This window comes from Nocardioides sp. GCM10023255 (assembly GCF_042653125.1).
In the GTDB taxonomy this organism is placed as follows: Bacteria; Actinomycetota; Actinomycetes; order Propionibacteriales; family Nocardioidaceae; genus Nocardioides.
Window position 1 is genome coordinate 75,395 of the sequence record NZ_JBHSHU010000011.1, and the last position, 17,270, is coordinate 92,664.

Genomic DNA, 17,270 nt, shown 5'->3' on the forward strand with positions numbered 1-17,270 from the left:
TGCAGGGGTGCTCGACAGACTCGGCTTCCCTTCCGTCGGCGATCACCGCCGCTTCGTCACCGCGATCGCCGTGGACGCCGTCGGCAGCGGCGTGTTCATGCCCGTCTGCGTGCTCTACTTCCTGGTCACGACCGACCTGTCCCTCGTGCAGGTCGGCGCGGCGATCTCGCTCGCCTCGGCGGTCGCGCTGCCGGCCGGTCCGCTGCTCGGCGGCCTCGTCGACAGGTACGGCGCCAAGCACGTGCTGCTCGCCGGCAACGCCCTGCAGGCGGTCGGCTTCGCGGCGTACCTGTTCACCGACTCGTTCGTCGCGCTGACGCTCTGGACGGTCGTGGTCACCGTGGGACGCACGGCGTTCTGGGGCTCCTACGGCAACATCGTCGCCGCGATCTCGGTGCCGGGGGAGCGCGAGAAGTGGTTCGGCTTCCTCGGGGCGCTGCGCAACGTCGGGTTCGCCCTCGGCGGGCTGCTGTCGGGCTTTGCGATCACGATCGGCACGACCACGGCGTACGCCGCGGTGGTGGTCGCCAACGCGGTCTCCTTCGCCTTCGCGTTCGTGCTGCTGCTGGCGGTGCCTCCCACACCCCGGACCGGGCACCGCAGCCCCGAGGGCGCCTGGGGGGTGGTGCTCAGGGACCGGCCCTACCGGCTGCTGTGGGTGACCCAGCTGGCCTACTCCACCTCGATGATGGTGCTGAACTTCGCGATGCCGGTGTACGCCACCACGGTGCTCGGGCTGCCGGGCTGGGTGACCGGAGCAGTGTTCACGCTGAACACCGTGATGGTCGGCTTCGGCCAGGGCCTGGCGGTGCGGGCGATGACCGGTGCGCGGCGCTGGCGGGTGCTGGTGCTGACCAACGCCGTGTTCGCCTCGTCGTTCGTCGTCATGCTCGGCGCCAGCCGGCTCTCGGTCGCCCTGGCCACGGTGGTCGTCCTGCTCGGGTCGGTCGTCTACACGGTGGGGGAGATGCTCGGTGGCCCGGTGCACGGCGCCCTGTCGGCCGAGGCGGCACCCGAGCACCTGCGCGGTCGCTACCTCTCGCTCATCCAGCTGGCGTGGAACCTCGCCAGCACCGTCGCCCCGGTGGCGTTCGCCTGGCTGCTGGACCGGGGTGCTGCGCCGATCTGGCTGGCCATGGTCGCGGTGGCCCTCGTCGGGGGGCTGCTGGCCAGCCGGCTCGGGACCACCCTCCCGCACGCCTCGCGGCCGGTGACGAACCGCGCCGAGGAGCCGGTCGCCGCCTGACCCCGGTTCGTGGACACCGGCAGCGGTCAGGCCTGGCTCGTGCTGAACGACCTCTCGGGCCAGACCCGCGCGTACCTGTTCGGACAGATGCTCGGGGTCGGGCTGATGTTCGGCAGCACGCTCGCGGCCAGCCCCGGTCGGCTCCGGCTGGTGGTCGCGCTGCTGGTCCTCGGGTTCTGGTCACCGTGGGGTCCGCCCTGGTGTTCACGCTGCGGATCCGCCGCGCGGACCGGGCCCTGCGTGCCGAGGTGGGACGCGGGAGCGGCGAGATCGCGGGCGCGACCCCCGACCGGATCGTCGCGATCGAGGCCGACCCCCGCTGGCGCACCGAACGGTTGCCCACCGACCGGTCCGTGGTGGGCGGCTGGCTGCCCGTCGCCGGGCTCGCCGTCCTCGGGATGCCCGCTGGGCTCGGCGCGGCCGCCGCGGTGGTCTCGCTCGCGGGCTGAGCCTGGTCTGGCCGGGCGCCCGCCCGGCCACTAGAGTCGAGAACTCCCTTGTTGAACGATCCAATCGAGGAGTGCACATGCGCGTCGGAGTGCTGACCGGAGGCGGGGACTGTCCCGGACTGAATGCCGTGATCAGGGCGGTGGTCCGCAAGGGCGTGCGCCAGCACGGCTTCGAGTTCGTCGGCTACCGCGACGGCTGGCGCGGCCCGCTGGAGGGCGTGACCATGGAGCTCGGGATCGAGCAGTGCCGCGGCATCCTGCCCCGGGGCGGCACCATCCTCGGCTCGTCGCGGACCAACCCGTTCAAGATCGAGAACGGCGTCGAGCGGATCAAGGACAATCTCGCCAAGGACGGCGTCGACGCCCTCGTGGCCATCGGCGGTGAGGACACCCTCGGGGTCGCCACCAAGCTGGCCGACCTGGGTGTGAACGTCGTCGGCGTGCCGAAGACCATCGACAACGACCTGTCCGGCACCGACTTCACCTTCGGCTTCGACACGGCGGTGAACATCGCCACCGAGGCCATCGACCGGCTGCACACGACGGCGGAGTCCCACCACCGGGTGCTCGTCGTCGAGGTGATGGGCCGCCACGCGGGCTGGATCGCCCTGCACTCCGGCATCGCCGGCGGCGCGAGCGCCGTGCTGATCCCCGAGCATCCGTTCGACATCGACGCGCTGTGCGCCTACGTCGAGGAGCGCTTCGAGACGCGCTACGCCCCGATCATCGTGGTCTCCGAGGGCGCGGTGCCCGCCGAGGGGGGCGACATGACGCTGCTGACGGGGGAGAAGGACGCCTTCGGGCACGTCCGCCTCGGCGGCATCGGTGAGCGGCTCGCCTCGGAGATCGAGACCCGGACCGGCAAGGAGGCGCGTGCGGTGGTGCTGGGACACACCCAGCGCGGCGGCACCCCGACCGCCTTCGACCGCTGGCTGGCCACCCGGTTCGGCCTGCAGGCCATCGACGCGGTGGCCGAGGGCGACTTCGGGAAGATGATGGCGCTGCGCGGCACCAAGATCATCCGGGTGCCGCTGATCGAGGGCACCGGTGAGCTCAAGCTGGTGAGCCCCGAGGAGTACGCCGAGGCCCAGGTCTTCTTCGGCTGATCCCCTCAGCCCTGGTCGGGACCGGCCAGCTCCACCACCAGGGCCCGGTGGTCCGACACCGGCAGCCGGGGTGCCTCGACCGCGGCGGCGCGGAGCGGACCGTCGGCGAGCACGTGGTCGAGCTGGCGGTCCGGCCGGTCGGCGGGGTACGTCGCGACGTCGGCGAGGCTGCGCAGGCCGGAGACCCGTTCCACGCGTGCCCGGCCGGCGTTCAGGTCGCCGAGCAGCAGCAACGGCCTGGGCGAGTCGCCGATCTCCCGCGCCAGGGCCCGCAGCTGGCGTCCCGCCGTCCACGGCACGAACGACAGGTGCGTGCCGACGACGGTCAGCCGCCCGCCCGGGGTCGACACCTCGGCCACCAGGGCCACCCGAGGCTCCTCGCGCCCGGGCGCGCGCAGCCGGACCGTGCACCAGGACCGGACCGGCAGCCTGCTGAGCAGGGCGATCCCGTACGCCGGGGTGCCGACGGCCTCGGAGCCGGTCGCGGCCACCCAGTCGCCCGGCAGCCCGGTCACTGCCGGCGCGAACCGGTGGGCGACCGCACCCATCGCCGCGGCCGCGACCGCCGTCAGGTCGGCACCGCCCGAACGGGGCTGGTCGCGGTCGACCTCCTGCAGCGCGAGCACGTCGGCGTCGAGGCGGCGTACCGCGTCGCCGAGGGCGCGCGGGTCGACGGGACCGCGCGGGCCGACCCGGCCGTGCAGGATGTTGAACGTCGCGACGCGCACCACCAGCACGCTACGAGATCGGGCCGTCTTCACTTTGCTAAAGAAATCATTGACATAGTGAAGATCACTCCTATGCTGTACATCACGTAGATCGAAGGAGAGCTCGTGACGAACGGCACCAGCAGGAGCACGGACGGCGTCTCGATGGAGGCCATGCAGGCCGACTTCGGGAGCCGGGTGCGCACGCTCCGCAAGGAGCGCCAGCTGACGACCGAGAAGCTCGCGGAGCTCGCTGGAGTCAGCTCCGGCTTGATCAGCCAGATCGAGCGCGGGCACGGCAACCCGTCCTTCGCGACCCTCGTCCAGCTGGCGCACGGGCTGCAGCTGCCCGTCGGCCAGCTGCTCCAGCCCAACGAGACCGAGCGTGTGGTGGTCCGCAAGGACGAGAGGCGACGCCTCGACAGCCACGGTCTCGCGGCCGGTGACGGCGGTGTCTACGAGCTGCTCACGCCGGACCTCAACGGTGCCCTCGAGGCCAACTGGGTGGTGACCCCACCCGGCTACGACACCACCGCGACGCCGTACCGCCACAACGGCGAGGAGTTCGGCATCGTGCTGTCCGGCACGAAGGACGTGTACCTCGACGGCGTGCGGCACCGCCTGCACGCGGGGGACTCGATCCGCTACGCCTCCACGATCCCGCACTGGTACGTCAACCCCTCGGACTCCGAGGAGTGCACGGCTGTCTGGGTGAGCACCCCGCCCACCTGGTAGTCCCCTTCTCCCTCCCCAGATGAGCAGGCCGCACCCTCGCGGCCCGGTACCCCCTACCCGTCTCCCGATCCCGGGCGCCCCGTCGCCGCGGGCTCCACCGAGCGCGCCCTGACGCAGGGCCCTCCCGTCCCCGAACCGGAGAGTTCGCCATGACCGCTACCCAGGAACCGGCCGTTCCCGCCACGGCACAGGTCACCACCCCCACGCCCACCACCAGACCCGCCTCGACCCGCCGGGCGATGCTCGGGCTCGGCCTGGGCAACACCCTCGAGTGGTACGACTGGATGATCTTCGGCCTGTTGGCCGCGTTCGTCGGCCCGCACTTCTTCGCCAGCTCCGACCCCGTGACCGCGACCCTGGACGCGCTGGCCGTCTTCGCCGTCGGGTTCTTCGTGCGCCCCCTCGGCGGCGCGCTCTTCGGCACCGTCGCGGACCGGATCGGCCGGCGCAGCGTGATGCTGTGGTCGGTCGGCACCATGGCGGTCACCACGCTGGTGATCGGCCTGCTCCCGACGTACGAGTCCATCGGTGTGGCCGCCCCGGCGCTGCTGCTGGTCTGCCGGCTGCTCCAGGGCCTCTCGACCGGCATCGAGGCGCCGCTGTCCACGGCGTACGCCGTCGAGGTGATGCCCGAGGGCCACGAGGGCCGCGCCGCCGGCTACATCAGCTTCTTCGTCAACGTCGGCATCCTGCTCGCCTCCCTGGTCAGCTTCGCCACCAGCTACGCCATCGGCGGCGACGCGATGGCCACGTGGGGCTGGCGGGTGCCGCTGCTCTTCGGCGCTGCGCTGAGCTTCTTCGTCCTCTACCTGCGCCGGGCGCTGCCGGAGACGCTGCACGAGCAGGAGAAGTCCGAGACCACCGGCGAGGCCTGGAAGGGCGTCGGCAGGCACTGGCTCGGACTGGCCGCGATCATCTTCGTCGTCGGTGCGGCGCAGGCCTACAACTACGCGTGGAACGTCGGCCTGCCGAGCCTGGCCCGCGGCTCGTACGGCGAGAACCCGACGACCGTCTTCGGCATCACCACGGCGCTCGGCGTCATCCTGCTCGTCGGCGCGATCGTCACCGGCCGCGTCGCCGACCGGGTGCGGCTCTCGCGAGCCTTCGTCGTCACCCGCCTCGCGGCCGTCCCGGGCGTCTTCCTGATGCTGCTCTACGCCGGCCCCGGCATCAGCACCTTCACGCTGGTCCTCCTCGGTGGCGGCGTCCTCCTGGTCGCGAACATGACCCTCTACAACGTCGTGTCGACCTCCCTGATGCCGAAGTACTGCCGGGCCACCGGCACCGGCCTGGGCTACGGCGTGGCCGTCGCGCTCTTCGGCGGCACCGCGTCCTACCTCCTGGTCTGGCTGCAGAGCCGCGACCTGCTCTGGGTCTTCCCCGTCTACACCGCCGCGCTGTCGGTCATCAGCGTTGTCCTGTACGCCGCCGCACGCCGCCACAGCGGCACCTTCGCCGGAGAGTGAGCACCACCCCATGAACACCCTGACACCCCAGGACCACCTCAGCACCAGCTCCGACGAGCTCACCGCCCCCGTGGTCCGCCGCAGCGACGTGGTCGTCGTGGGCGGCGGCCCGGCCGGGGTGAGCGCAGCGGTCGCTGCCGCCCGCAGCGGTGTCGACGTCACCCTCGTCGAGCGCTACTCCGCCCTCGGCGGCCTGGCGTCCGGCGGCATGGTGCTCGTCCTCGACGACATGGTCAACGGCGACGAGATCACCGTGACCGGCGTCGTCGACGAGTACGTCGAGCGGATGGCTCGCAAGAAGCTGGCGGTCTACCCGCCGGCCGAGGAGCGGGCCACCTCCCAGGAGCTCTGGAACAAGTGGGGCCGCTGGGGGACCTTCAACTTCCACTCCCACACCAACCCGAAGCCGATCTGCTACGCGGTCGCCTTCGACCCGGACGCGTGGAAGTCGACCTCGATCGACCTGGTCCGGGAGTCCGGGGTGCACCTGCGGATGCACAGCTGGTTCTCCCGGCCGATCGTGGACGACGGCGTGCTCAAGGGCGTCGTGGTGGAGACCAAGCAGGGCCCGCAGGCGATCCTCGGCGACGTCGTCATCGACACCACCGGCGACATCGACGTGGCCTCGCGCACAGGCACGCCCTACGTCCACGACAAGTACCTCGTCACCCTCGTCTTCCGGCTCGGCGGCGTGGACACCGACGCTGCGGAGCGGTTCGAGCAGGAGAACCCGCGCGAGGCCCGTGCGGTGAACCGGAAGATCAAGCGGCTGCTCGGCGGCGCCTGGGAGCTGTGGTGGCTCAAGACGCCGCTGCCCGGAGTTGTGTGGTGCAACACCCCGCACATGACCGGCTTCGACGGCGCCGACCCCGAGTCGCTGACCAACGCCGAGTTCGCCGCCCGCGAGCGGATCGGCAACGCCCTGGAGTCGATCCGGGCCGACCTGCCCGGCTTCGAGAACGCCTACGTCCTCGACGTCGCCCAGCAGATGGGCGTGCGGCAGACCCGGCTGCTGCAGGGGGAGTACGTCGTCACCAAGGACGACGTCGTGAGCCGTCGGCACTTCGCCGACTCCGTCGCCCGGGGACGTGACTACTACACGCCGTACCGCGCGCTGCTGCCCGTCGGCGTGGACCAGCTGCTGGTCGCCGGGCGACACTACTCGGCGACGCCCGAGGCGCAGCGCATGTCGCGCGAGATCCCTCCCTGCATGGCCCAGGGCCAGGCCGCCGGGATCGCCGCGGCGATCGCGGTGGAGAAGGCGCTGCCGGTGCGCGACGTGCCGGTCAGCGAGATCCAGCTGCGGATGCGCGACCAGGGCGCCGACCCGGGGGACAAGCCGGCAGCCAACGCGACCATCGACCCGAGCGAGGAGACCGACCGATGACCACGCCCCACGCCCCCGCCCGCGCCCTGGAGGGAGTCGTCGTCCTCGACTTCACCCAGGTCTACATGGGCCCCTCGGCCACCCAGATGCTCGCCGACTACGGGGCCGAGGTGATCAAGGTCGAGCGTCCCGTGTGGGGTGACCTGTCCCGCAACTCCCTGCCTGACCCCGCGGGCCAGGAGAACCCGATCTTCATCTCGATCAACCGCAACAAGCGGTCGGTGACCATCGACACCCGCACCGAGACCGGCCGCGAGGTCGTCCTCGACCTGGTGCGACGGGCCGACGTGGTCGTCAGCAACTTCCGCTCCGGCGTGATGGAGCGGATGGGCTTCGGCTACGAGGCCCTCACCGAGGTGAACCCGACGATCGTGTGGGCCTCCGGCACCGGGTTCGGGGAGGAGGGCCCCTACGCCCACAAGGGCGGCCAGGACGTGATCGCCCAGGCCTACTCGGGCGTGATGTGGCGCCGTTCCGACGACACCGTCCCGCTGTCGGTCTACCCGACCACGCTGTGCGACTACACGACCGGCATGCACCTGTGCCAGGGCATCCTGCTTGCGCTGATCGCCCGCGACCGCACCGGCGAGGGCCAGAAGGTGCAGGTCAACATGTACGACTCCATGCTGCACATGCAGATGCAGGAGGCCGCGACCCAGCTCAACCGCGGCCACGAGGTCAACTGGGCGGCGATGCCGCTGTCCGGGGTCTTCCCGACCAGCGACGGCGCCGTCTGCATGGTGGGCGCCTTCAAGGAGAACCCGCTGCGCGACATCTCCAAGGCGCTGGAGCTCGACGAGGACCTCTCCACCCGACCCGGCTACGACACGCTGGAGGGCCAGTTCGAGCACAAGCCCGAGCTGCAGGCGATCTTCCGCGAGCGCTTCGCCACCGACACCACCGCCCACTGGGTCGCGCGGCTCGAGGAGCAGGACATCCTGTGTGCCCCGGTCCGCAGCCTCGAGGAGGCGCTGGCCGACGAGCAGACCGCGGTCAACGGCATGGTGGTCGAGATGGAGCACCCGCACGGCGGCACCATGCGGGTCCTGAACTCGCCGATCCGCCTCTCGGGCACCCCGAACGACGCCCGCCGCCCCGCGCCCATGCTCGGCGAGCACAACGCCGAGGTGCTCCGCGAGCTCGGGTACGACGACGACCGGGTCGCCGAGATCCTCGAGGACGGGGTGATCCGATGAGCGCGGGGAGCACCGAGCCCCGGGTCGACGAGGTCCGCTACGAGCTCAAGGGGCACGTCGCCTGGGTGACCATCGACCGGCAGCACGTCCTCAACGCCGTGGACGAGGCGTCGTCCCGGCGCTGCACCGAGATCTGGGACGAGATCGAGCGCGACCCCGGCGTGCACGCCGTCGTGGTGACCGGCGCGGGCGAGCGGTCCTTCTGCACCGGCGCCGACATGTCGGCAGCCGGGGTCGGCAAGACCGGCATCGACTACTGGGCCGACCTCGACCCCGACGGGTTCGCCGGGTTGAGCCTGCGCCGCACCCTCGACGTCCCGGTGATCGCCCGCGTCAACGGCTACGCCTTCGGGGGCGGCATGGAGATCGTGCTGGGTGCCGACATCGTCGTGGCCGCCGAGCACGCACAGTTCGGGCTCACCGAGCCCCGGGTCGGGCGGCTGCCGCTCGACGGCGGCATCGTGAAGCTGGTGCGCCGGATCCCGCACACCCAGGCGATGTCGGTGCTGCTGACCGGCCGGCGCGTGCAGGCTGCGGAGATGCAGCGGATGGGCCTGGTCAACGAGGTCGTCCCGGCCGCGCAGCTCGACGAGGCCGTCGACCGCTGGCTGGCCGACATCCTGGCGTGCGCCCCCACGTCGCTGCGGGCGATCAAGCAGATCGTCAACCGCACCGACCACCTCACCGACACCGAGGCCCGGGGCCTGCGGCTCCCCGCCCTGGTGGAGGCACTCACCAGTCCCAACGCCGACGAGGGCGTCGCCGCCTTCCAGCAGAAGCGCAAGCCCGTCTGGAGCGACCGGTGAGCGGGCTGATGCGCCCGGGCGTCTGGGGCGTCCTGGCCACGCCGTTCTCGGGCTCGACCCTCGACGTCGACGACGGTGGCGTGGCCCGCCTGGTCGAGCACGCCGACGCCGCCGGCGTCACCGGGCTCACCGTGCTCGGCGTCTTCGGCGAGGCCGCCCGCCTGTCCTGGGCCGAGCGCCGCCTCGTCCTCGAGACCGTCCTGGACAGCACCGACCTGCCGCTGGTGGTCGGCTGCACGTCGCTGGCCACCGCGCCCGTCATCGACGAGGCACGGATGGCGGTCGAGCTGGTCGGCGACCGGCTCGCCGGGGTGATGGTGCAGGCCAACAGCGCCGACGCGCGCACCCTGGACAGCCACCTGCGCGCCGTCCACGAGGCCAGCGGCGCCGACGTCGTGGTCCAGGACTACCCGGTGGTCAGCGGCGTCTCCGTCTCCGCCACCGTGCTGGGTGACCTCGCCGCCCGCTCGCCGCACGTGGTGGCGGTGAAGGCCGAGGCACCGCCCACGCCGGTGGCGGTCGCCGAGCTGACCGGCCGCTGCGACGTACCGGTCTTCGGCGGCCTGGGCGGGATCAACCTGCTCGACGAGCTCGCCTGCGGCGCCGCCGGTGCGATGACCGGGTTCTCGTTCCCCGAGGCCCTGGTCGCGACCGTGCGGGCGTGGGACCCCTCCGACCCGGAGAAGAGTCGCGCCGAGCTGCTGGACCACCTGCCGCTGATCACCTTCGAGCAGCAGGTCGGCATCGCGCTGGCGGTGCGCAAGGAGTGCCTGCGCCGCCGGGGCCTGATCGCCGAGGCCGCGGTCCGGCCGCCCGCGCGCTCGCTGCCCGACTCGCTGCGTCCCGTCCTGAACGCCCACGTCGACCGCCTGGAGGCACACTGATGGATCTCGGAATCAAGGGACGTACGGCGCTGGTGCTGGCGTCCACCGGCGGCCTCGGTGCCGCGATCGCCACCGCGCTGGGCCACGAGGGCGCGAACGTCGTCGTCTGCGGACGCAACGGCGAGCGGGCCGAGGAGCTGGCCGCCTCGCTGCCCTCGGCCGTCGGCCTCACCGTCGACCTGACCGAGCCCGGTGCCGTCGACGCCCTGCTCGAGTCGACGCGGTCCGCGTTCGGGGACCCCGACATCGTGGTCCTCAACGGGCCCGGCCCCGCGCCGAGCCGGGCCGAGGACCTCGACGCGGACGGTGCCCGCGCGGCCGCCGAGCTGCTGCTCCTCCCGCACGTCGCGATGGTCCGGGCGACCCTCCCGGCGATGCGCGCGCGGGGCTGGGGGCGGATCCTCGCGGTCGGCTCCAGCGGGGTCGAGGCACCCCTGGCCAACCTCAGCGCGTCTAACGTGGGCCGCGCCGCGCTCGCGGCGTATCTCAAGACGCTGGCCTCGGAGGTCGCGGCCGACGGGGTCACCGTCAACATGCTGCTGCCCGGCCGCATCGGCACCGACCGGCTGACCCGGCTCGACGAGGCCGCCGCGGCCCGGCAGGGCCGGCCGGTCGAGGAGGTCCGGGCCGCGTCCCGGGCCGCGATCCCGGTGGGCCGCTACGGCGACCCGGCCGAGTTCGGCGCCGTCGGTGCCTTCCTGTGCAGCGCCCAGGCCTCCTACGTCACCGGCAGCCTCGTGCGCTGCGACGGTGGACTGCTCGCCCACCTCTGACCCGTCCCCGAACACCTGCCGCCTGCCCCCGACGGACAGGCTGTGCCACCCCTCCCGAGGAGAACCCCGTGACGAAGCACGCCCAGAACCTGGTCGACGGCGCCTGGACCGGCGCGTCCGCCACCGAACGACGCAACCCCGCACGACCCGGCGAGGTGGTGGCGACCTCGCCGTCGTCGACCGCCGCGGACGTGGACGGCGCCGTGGGTGCGGCGGCCGCCGCGCAGCCGGGCTGGGCCGCCCTGACCCCCGTGGCCCGGGGCGCTGTCCTCATGGACGCCGCCGACCTGCTGCGCCAGCGGCACGCCGACATCGCAAGCGACCTGGTCCGGGAGGAGGGCAAGACCCTCGCCGAGGCCACCGGGGAGGTGCGCCGCGCGATCGACGTGCTGCGCTTCTTCGGCGCCGGAGGCTGGCGCTCGACGGGGGAGACGCTGCCCAGCGTCGTCCCGAGCACCAGCATCCACACCCGCTCCGAGCCGCTCGGCGTGGTCGGCCTGGTCACGCCGTGGAACTTCCCGATCGCCATCCCGGCCTGGAAGATGGCGCCTGCGCTGGTCTCGGGCAATGCCGTGGTGATCAAGCCGGCCGAGCTCACGCCCCTCTCGGTGAACCACCTCGCCACCGCGCTGCTCGACGCCGGCCTGCCGGCGGGCGTCCTCAACGTCGTGCACGGCGAGGGATCCGTCGCCGGCGAGGCGCTGGTCGCCCACGAGGGCGTGGCCGCGGTGTCGTTCACCGGGTCCACCGCCGTCGGTCGCCACCTGCAGGAGGTGGTGGGGAGGCGACGGGCCCGGATCCAGCTCGAGATGGGCGGCAAGAACGCCTACCTCGTCCTCGACGACGCCGACGCCGAGGCCGCCGCGGCCACCGTCGCGGCAGGCGCCTTCGGGCTGACCGGCCAGGCGTGCACCGCCACCTCCCGGGTCTACGTGACCCCGGGCATCCGGGACACGTTCCTCAAGCTGCTCCGTGAGCGCGCGGCCGCCGTCCGGACCGGCGACGGCCTCGACCCGGCCACGACCATGGGGCCGGTGGTCTCCGAGGCGCAGCTGGCCAAGGACCTCGCCGCGATCGCGTCCGCCTCAGGCGCCGGCTACGAGACGGGGGAGACCCTCGTCGACCCCGAGGGCCAGGCGCTGCGGCCGGTCGTCTTCTCGGGCGTGCCGCACGAGAGCCCGATCGCCCGCGAGGAGGTGTTCGGCCCGGTGGTCGCGGTCGTCGACGTCGGGGACTACGAGGAGGGCCTGCGACTGGTCAACGACTCGACATACGGCCTCACCGCGGGCGTCTGCACCCGTGACCTCGCCACCGCCCACGACTTCGCCGCCAGGGCGCAGGTCGGCGTGGTCAAGGTCAACCGCCCGACGACCGGGCTGGACCTCAACGTCCCGTTCGGCGGCGTGCGGGACTCCTCGACCAACACGTTCCGGGAGCAGGGCGCCCGCGCCGTGGACTTCTACACCTGGTCCAAGAGCGTGTACGTCGGCCACGACCTGTGAGCCCCCGATGGTCGTGCTGAGGGAGCGGCTCGACCTGCGGGCCCTGCCCAAGGCCGAGCTGCACCTCCACCTCGAGGCCACGATCGCGGCCGACACGGCCCGGGAGCTCGCCGCGAGGGCGGGCCTCCCGGTGCCCCCGGCCGGACCGTTCGGCGGCCAGGCGGAGTTCGTGCGCGCCTACGAGGGCGCGCGCGACCTGGTGCGCTCGCTCGACGACGTACGCCGCCTCGCGGCCGAGCTGGCCTCCCGGCAGGCCGCGGACGGGGTGCTGTGGAGCGAGGTGCACCTCGCGCCCTCGACCTACGCCGGTCGGCTCGGGCCGGCGGACGGGCTGGTCGAGGCCTTCCTCGACGGGGCCGGTCACGGCGGGGCCGGTGGCCGCCTCGGGCTGGTCCTCGGGATCAACCGCGGCCTCCCGGTCGCCGAGGCCGTGGCGACCGTCGACCTGGCGCTGCGGTGGGCCGGCCGCGGCGTGGTCGCGCTCGGGATCGCGGGTGACGAGGCCGCCCACCCCCTGGAGCCCTTCGCGCCGGTGTTCGCGCGGGCCCGGGCGGCCGGACTCCCGGCCGTCCCGCACTGCGGTGAGGGCACCGGCCCCGCAGGGGTGCGGTCTGCGCTCGCGCTGCACCCGCAGCGCCTGTGCCACGGGCTCGGGGCCGCGGGGGAGGACGGCCTCCTCGACGAGCTGGCAGCGCGCGGGATCTGCCTGGACATGGCGCCGAGCTCCAACGTGGCGCTCGGGCTGGTCCCGTCGCTGGCGGAGCACCCGCTGCCCGGTCTCCTGCGGCGGGGCCTCGAGGTCACGGTGAGCACCGACATCCCGGGCTTCCTGGGGCACGGCCTGGTCGAGGAGCTCGAGCTGTGCCGCCGGGCCTGGGGGCTCGACGACGGCGAGCTGGCCCGGCTGGCGGCGACCTCGCTGCGGCGCTCCTCGGTGCCGCTGGACGATCGGATCCTGAGGAAATCCTGAGATCGGGCACCCCCGGGGGGTTTCCGGCCCCCACCCGCCGGGGAAAACTGTCCGGTCAACCGGCCGAGCGTCGAGCCGGTCCGATCAGGAGGCAAGCATGACCAGCAGTGCCACCGAGCACGTGGACGTCAACGGGCGCGAGCCTGACCTGAAGCGGGTGATGGGGCCGGGGCTCCTCCTGCTGTTCATCGTGGGCGACATCCTCGGCTCCGGCGTGTACGCCGTGACCGGCAAGCTCGCCGGGCAGGTGGGCGGCGTCGCCTGGCTGCCGTTCCTGGTGGCGTTCGCGGTGGCCACGCTCACGGCGTACTCCTACCTCGAGCTCGTCACGAAGTACCCCCAGGCCGCGGGCGCGGCGCTCTACACGCACAAGGCGTTCGGCATCCACTTCGTCACCTTCCTGGTGGCCTTCACAGTGGTGTGCTCGGGCATCACGAGTGCCTCGACGTCGGCCGGCCTGCTCTCGCAGAACCTGCTCATCGGGCTCGACGAGCTGCTGCCGGGCATCCCCACCGGTGACGGCGCGACGCTGGCCGTGGCGCTGCTGTTCATGGTGGTGCTGGCGATGATCAACCTGCGCGGCGTCGGCGAGAGCGTGAAGTTCAACGTCGTGCTGACGCTGATCGAGATGTCGGCGCTCGCGATCGTGATCGCGATCGGCTTCTGGGCGATCGGCAGCGGCGAGGGCGACACCTCCCGCATCACGGTCTTCGAGAATCCGGACGACAAGGGCCTGTTCATGGCCGTCACCATCGCGACCGCCATCGCGTTCTTCTCCATGGTCGGCTTCGAGGACTCGGTCAACATGGTCGAGGAGGTCAAGAACCCGGAGCGGATCTTCCCGAAGATGATGCTCACCGGCCTCGGCATCGCGGTCGTCATCTACATGCTGGTCGCGATCTCCGTGGTCGCGGTGATCCCGGCCGGCGACATCGCCGCCCCGAAGAACCCCGAGGCGGGGATCCTGCTCGACGTGGTGCGCGTCGGCGCCCCGGACCTGCCGATCGACAAGTTCTTCCCGTTCATGACGGTCTTCGCGGTCGCCAACACGGCCCTGATCAACATGCTCATGGCCAGCCGCCTCATCTACGGCATGGCCACCCAGGACGTGCTCCCGCGCAGCCTCGGCCGCGTCTCGCGCAAGCGCCGCTCGCCGTACACCGCGATCGCGTTCACGACCGTGCTGGCCCTGGCGCTGATCCTGGTGGTGCGGCTGCAGGCCGAGAGCACCATCGTCGTGGCCCTGTCCGGCACGACCGCCCTGCTCCTGCTCGCCGTCTTCACCGTCGTCAACGTCGCCTGCCTGGTGCTGCGCCGCGACCCCGCCCGCGGCACCTTCCGCGCGCCGACCGTGGTGCCGGTGCTCGGCGCCGTCTGCTGCGCCTACCTGCTGGGCCCGTGGGCCCGGCTCGAGGCCGACTTCATCCAGTACAAGATCGCGGCCGGCCTGCTCGGGCTCGGCGTCGTGCTGTGGGCCCTGACGTGGGCCACCAACCGCGGCGTCCGCGCCCAGAAGACCGGGTTCCGCGACATCGACCACCTCGAGGAGTAGTCCCCGGGTCGTCCTCGTCACAGCCGTCTCGCCGGCGTCCCGCCAGTTCGGGGCGCCGGCGTGTCGCGCGTACCCTTGACCGGTGAGCATTCCCGACCTCGAGGCCCTGCACGATCTCGGCCCGGCCCAGCAGCCGACGTACCCCGACCGGGGTGCCGTCGACGCTGCCGTCGCCCGGCTGCGCACCATGCCGCCGCTGGTCTTCGCGGGTGAGTGCGACGACCTCAAGGCCAAGATCGCGGCCGTCTCCCGCGGCGAGGCGTTCCTGCTCCAGGGCGGCGACTGCGCCGAGACCTTCGCCGGCGTCACCGCCGACAACGTCCGCAACAAGCTGCGCGTGCTGCTGCAGATGGCGGTCGTGCTGACCTACGCCGCATCTGTGCCGGTGGTGAAGGTCGGCCGCCTGGCCGGGCAGTACGCCAAGCCGCGCTCCTCGGACTTCGAGACCCGCGACGGGGTCACCCTGCCGGCCTACCGCGGCGACGCCGTCAACGGCTTCGACTTCACCGAGGCCGCGCGCATCCCGGACCCGCAGCGCCTGGTCGACGTCTACAACGCCTCCGCCGCGACGCTGAACCTCGTCCGCGCCTTCGTGACCGGCGGTTACGCCGACCTGCGCCAGGTCCACACCTGGAACACCGACTTCGTGCGCGAGTCGCCGGTCGGGCAGCAGTACGAAGCGATGGCCAACGAGATCGAGCGCGCGCTGACCTTCATGAAGGCGATCGGCGCCGACCCCGACGAGTTCCACCGCGTCGACTTCCACTCCAGCCACGAGGCGCTGGTGCTGGAGTACGAGCACGCGATGACCCGCATCGACTCGCGCACCGAGATGCCCTACGACGTCTCCGGCCACTTCGTGTGGATCGGCGAGCGCACCCGCCAGCTCGACAACGCCCACGTCGAGCTGCTCAGCCACATCCGCAACCCGATCGGCGTGAAGCTCGGCCCCACCACGACGCCGGACGACGCGCTGGCGCTGGCCGCCAAGCTCAACCCGACCAACGAGCCGGGCCGGCTCACCTTCATCACCCGCTTCGGCGCCGGGAAGATCCGCGACGGCCTGCCGCACCTGGTGGAGAAGGTCAACGCGGCCGGCATCGACGTGGCCTGGGTCTGCGACCCCATGCACGGCAACACCTTCGAGGCCTCCTCGGGCTACAAGACCCGTCGCTTCGACGACGTCATCGACGAGGTGCAGGGCTTCTTCGACGTGCACCGCTCGCTCGGCACCTGGCCCGGCGGCATCCACGTGGAGCTGACCGGCGACGACGTCACCGAGTGCGTCGGCGGCGGCGAGGAGCTGGCCGAGATGGACCTCGGCAACCGCTACGAGTCGGTCTGCGACCCGCGGCTGAACCGGGTGCAGTCCCTCGAGCTGGCGTTCCTCGTCGCGGAGATGCTCCGGAAGGCCTGATCGGCGCGGTCGTGCGGGCAGGGGTGCGCCCGGGCGCACTCCCCACCGCACGACTCGTTAGGTTGGGCGGGTGATCGACCTGCGCAGCGACACCCTGACCCGACCCACCGAGGCGATGCGCCGGGCGATGGCCTCCGCCGAGGTCGGCGACGACGTGTACGGCGAGGACCCCACCGTCGCCCGCCTCGAGGAGCGCGTGGCCGGGCTGCTCGGCCACGAGGCGGCGCTCTTCACCCCCACGGGCTCGATGGCCAACGTGCTCGCGGTCCGCTCGCTGGTGTCGGTGGGCCAGGAGGTGCTCTGCGAGGCCAGCGCCCACATCGCCCGTGCCGAGCTGGGCGCCCACGGTGCCTACACCGGGCTGACCATGCGGACGTGGACCCACTCGCGCGGGCAGGTCGACCTGCCCGCCATCCGGTCCATGCACGCCCCCGACATGGGTCCGTTCTTCGTGGCCACCGCGGCGTTCTCGGTCGAGAACACCCACAACTTCGCCGGCGGCACCGTGCTCCCGCTCGAGGACCTGCGCGACCTGCGCGAGCTCGCCACCGGCCTCGGGGTCGGTATCCACATGGACGGCGCCCGGCTCTGGAACGCCCACGTGGCCACGGGCGTCCCGCTCGCGGAGTACGGCGCGGTCGCCGACGTGCTGGCGGTCTGCCTCTCCAAGGGCCTGGGCGCGCCGGTGGGCTCGCTCATGGTGGGCAGCGCGGACGCCGTTGCCGAGGCGCGGATCTGGCGCAAGCGGATGGGCGGCGGGATGCGCCAGGTGGGCATCCTGGCCGCGGCAGGCCTGCACGCGCTCGAGCACCACGTGGAGCGGCTGGCCGACGACCACGCCCACGCGCGGCTGCTCGCCGAGGCCTGCGGGGTTGACCCGGCCGGCGTCGACACCAACATCGTGGTCGTCCCGCGCTCGGACGCGCCCGACTTCGTCGCCGCGGCCCGCGAGGCGGGGGTCCTGGTCTCGGCGGTCGGCCCCACCGCCGTACGCCTCGTCACGCACCTCGACGTGACCCGCGACGACGCCGAGAAGGCCGCCGCGGCCCTCGCCCGCCTGGCCTGACGCCGCAC

General features: G+C 72.5%; 16 protein-coding genes. 15 read left to right on the forward strand and 1 reads right to left on the reverse strand.

Annotated features, from left to right (window positions below; all coding sequences use genetic code 11):
- The first annotated feature begins 7 nt into the window (after positions 1 to 7).
- The 3 genes from ACFO9I_RS19225 to ACFO9I_RS19235 all read left to right on the forward strand — a co-directional run bounded on the left by ACFO9I_RS19225 (position 8) and on the right by ACFO9I_RS19235 (position 2,801).
- Positions 8 to 1,246 carry an MFS transporter gene (locus tag ACFO9I_RS19225; RefSeq protein WP_379183816.1) on the forward strand — a complete coding sequence of 413 codons (1,239 nt, stop codon included), beginning with the start codon at positions 8 to 10 and terminating at the stop codon, positions 1,244 to 1,246.
- Between the two features lie 185 nt (positions 1,247 to 1,431).
- Positions 1,432 to 1,695 carry a hypothetical protein gene (locus tag ACFO9I_RS19230; protein WP_379183818.1) on the forward strand — a complete coding sequence of 88 codons (264 nt, stop codon included), beginning with the start codon at positions 1,432 to 1,434 and terminating at the stop codon, positions 1,693 to 1,695.
- A gap of 77 nt (positions 1,696 to 1,772) precedes the next feature.
- Positions 1,773 to 2,801 (forward strand): 6-phosphofructokinase, encoded by a 1,029-nt coding sequence (locus tag ACFO9I_RS19235; protein ID WP_379183820.1) that lies wholly within the window; start codon positions 1,773 to 1,775, stop codon positions 2,799 to 2,801.
- Between the two features lie 5 nt (positions 2,802 to 2,806).
- On the opposite strand, the gene ACFO9I_RS19240 is transcribed toward ACFO9I_RS19235, so the two are convergent.
- Positions 2,807 to 3,529: an endonuclease/exonuclease/phosphatase family protein gene (locus ACFO9I_RS19240; RefSeq protein ID WP_379183822.1), complete on the reverse strand. Its 723-nt coding sequence runs from the start codon at positions 3,527 to 3,529 to the stop codon at positions 2,807 to 2,809.
- Between the two features lie 105 nt (positions 3,530 to 3,634).
- Here ACFO9I_RS19240 and ACFO9I_RS19245 point away from each other — a divergent pair, with 105 nt between their 5' ends.
- The 12 genes from ACFO9I_RS19245 to ACFO9I_RS19300 all read left to right on the forward strand — a co-directional run bounded on the left by ACFO9I_RS19245 (position 3,635) and on the right by ACFO9I_RS19300 (position 17,262).
- Complete coding sequence (locus tag ACFO9I_RS19245; RefSeq protein ID WP_379183824.1) at positions 3,635 to 4,243, forward strand: helix-turn-helix domain-containing protein; 609 nt, start codon at positions 3,635 to 3,637, stop codon at positions 4,241 to 4,243.
- Positions 4,244 to 4,392: 149 nt separating this feature from the next.
- Positions 4,393 to 5,709: an MFS transporter gene (locus tag ACFO9I_RS19250; protein ID WP_379183826.1), complete on the forward strand. Its 1,317-nt coding sequence runs from the start codon at positions 4,393 to 4,395 to the stop codon at positions 5,707 to 5,709.
- Positions 5,710 to 5,719: 10 nt separating this feature from the next.
- Positions 5,720 to 7,096 carry an FAD-dependent oxidoreductase gene (locus ACFO9I_RS19255; RefSeq protein WP_379183828.1) on the forward strand — a complete coding sequence of 459 codons (1,377 nt, stop codon included), beginning with the start codon at positions 5,720 to 5,722 and terminating at the stop codon, positions 7,094 to 7,096.
- Positions 7,093 to 8,292, forward strand: coding sequence for a CaiB/BaiF CoA transferase family protein (locus ACFO9I_RS19260; protein WP_379183830.1), 1,200 nt, complete (start codon positions 7,093 to 7,095; stop codon positions 8,290 to 8,292). The genes ACFO9I_RS19255 and ACFO9I_RS19260 overlap by 4 nt, the downstream gene beginning before the upstream one ends.
- Positions 8,289 to 9,098, forward strand: coding sequence for an enoyl-CoA hydratase-related protein (locus tag ACFO9I_RS19265; RefSeq protein ID WP_379183832.1), 810 nt, complete (start codon positions 8,289 to 8,291; stop codon positions 9,096 to 9,098). The genes ACFO9I_RS19260 and ACFO9I_RS19265 overlap by 4 nt, the downstream gene beginning before the upstream one ends.
- A complete protein-coding gene (locus tag ACFO9I_RS19270) occupies positions 9,095 to 9,982 on the forward strand; it encodes a dihydrodipicolinate synthase family protein (RefSeq protein ID WP_379183834.1) in 888 nt (295 codons plus the stop codon). Before ACFO9I_RS19265 ends, ACFO9I_RS19270 begins: the two co-directional genes overlap by 4 nt.
- The gene (locus tag ACFO9I_RS19275) at positions 9,982 to 10,755 is read left to right on the forward strand and encodes an SDR family oxidoreductase (RefSeq protein WP_379183836.1); all 774 of its coding nucleotides are present in this window, start codon (positions 9,982 to 9,984) and stop codon (positions 10,753 to 10,755) included. Before ACFO9I_RS19270 ends, ACFO9I_RS19275 begins: the two co-directional genes overlap by 1 nt.
- Positions 10,756 to 10,823: 68 nt before the next feature.
- Positions 10,824 to 12,257 (forward strand): aldehyde dehydrogenase family protein, encoded by a 1,434-nt coding sequence (locus tag ACFO9I_RS19280; protein WP_379183838.1) that lies wholly within the window; start codon positions 10,824 to 10,826, stop codon positions 12,255 to 12,257.
- A gap of 7 nt (positions 12,258 to 12,264) precedes the next feature.
- Positions 12,265 to 13,227, forward strand: coding sequence for an adenosine deaminase family protein (locus tag ACFO9I_RS19285; protein ID WP_379183840.1), 963 nt, complete (start codon positions 12,265 to 12,267; stop codon positions 13,225 to 13,227).
- 97 nt (positions 13,228 to 13,324) lie between these two features.
- On the forward strand, positions 13,325 to 14,779 hold the full coding sequence (locus ACFO9I_RS19290; RefSeq protein ID WP_379183842.1) for an APC family permease: 1,455 nt from the start codon (positions 13,325 to 13,327) through the stop codon (positions 14,777 to 14,779).
- Positions 14,780 to 14,861: 82 nt separating this feature from the next.
- Positions 14,862 to 16,196, forward strand: a complete 1,335-nt coding sequence (locus ACFO9I_RS19295; protein WP_379183844.1) for a class II 3-deoxy-7-phosphoheptulonate synthase — start codon at positions 14,862 to 14,864, stop codon at positions 16,194 to 16,196.
- Positions 16,197 to 16,266: 70 nt separating this feature from the next.
- Positions 16,267 to 17,262, forward strand: coding sequence for a threonine aldolase family protein (locus ACFO9I_RS19300; protein WP_379183846.1), 996 nt, complete (start codon positions 16,267 to 16,269; stop codon positions 17,260 to 17,262).
- The last annotated feature ends 8 nt before the right edge of the window (positions 17,263 to 17,270 follow it).

Excerpts from the sequence above, each read along its gene's own strand:
- ACFO9I_RS19235 (WP_379183820.1), top strand. The coding sequence starts at position 1,773 with ATGCGCGTCGGAGTGCTGACCGGAGGCGGGGACTGTCCCGGACTGAAT.
- ACFO9I_RS19250 (WP_379183826.1), top strand. The coding sequence starts at position 4,393 with ATGACCGCTACCCAGGAACCGGCCGTTCCCGCCACGGCACAGGTCACC.
- ACFO9I_RS19255 (WP_379183828.1), top strand. The coding sequence starts at position 5,720 with ATGAACACCCTGACACCCCAGGACCACCTCAGCACCAGCTCCGACGAG.
- ACFO9I_RS19260 (WP_379183830.1), top strand. The coding sequence starts at position 7,093 with ATGACCACGCCCCACGCCCCCGCCCGCGCCCTGGAGGGAGTCGTCGTC.
- ACFO9I_RS19265 (WP_379183832.1), top strand. The coding sequence starts at position 8,289 with ATGAGCGCGGGGAGCACCGAGCCCCGGGTCGACGAGGTCCGCTACGAG.
- ACFO9I_RS19275 (WP_379183836.1), top strand. The coding sequence starts at position 9,982 with ATGGATCTCGGAATCAAGGGACGTACGGCGCTGGTGCTGGCGTCCACC.
- ACFO9I_RS19285 (WP_379183840.1), top strand. The coding sequence starts at position 12,265 with ATGGTCGTGCTGAGGGAGCGGCTCGACCTGCGGGCCCTGCCCAAGGCC.
- ACFO9I_RS19290 (WP_379183842.1), top strand. The coding sequence starts at position 13,325 with ATGACCAGCAGTGCCACCGAGCACGTGGACGTCAACGGGCGCGAGCCT.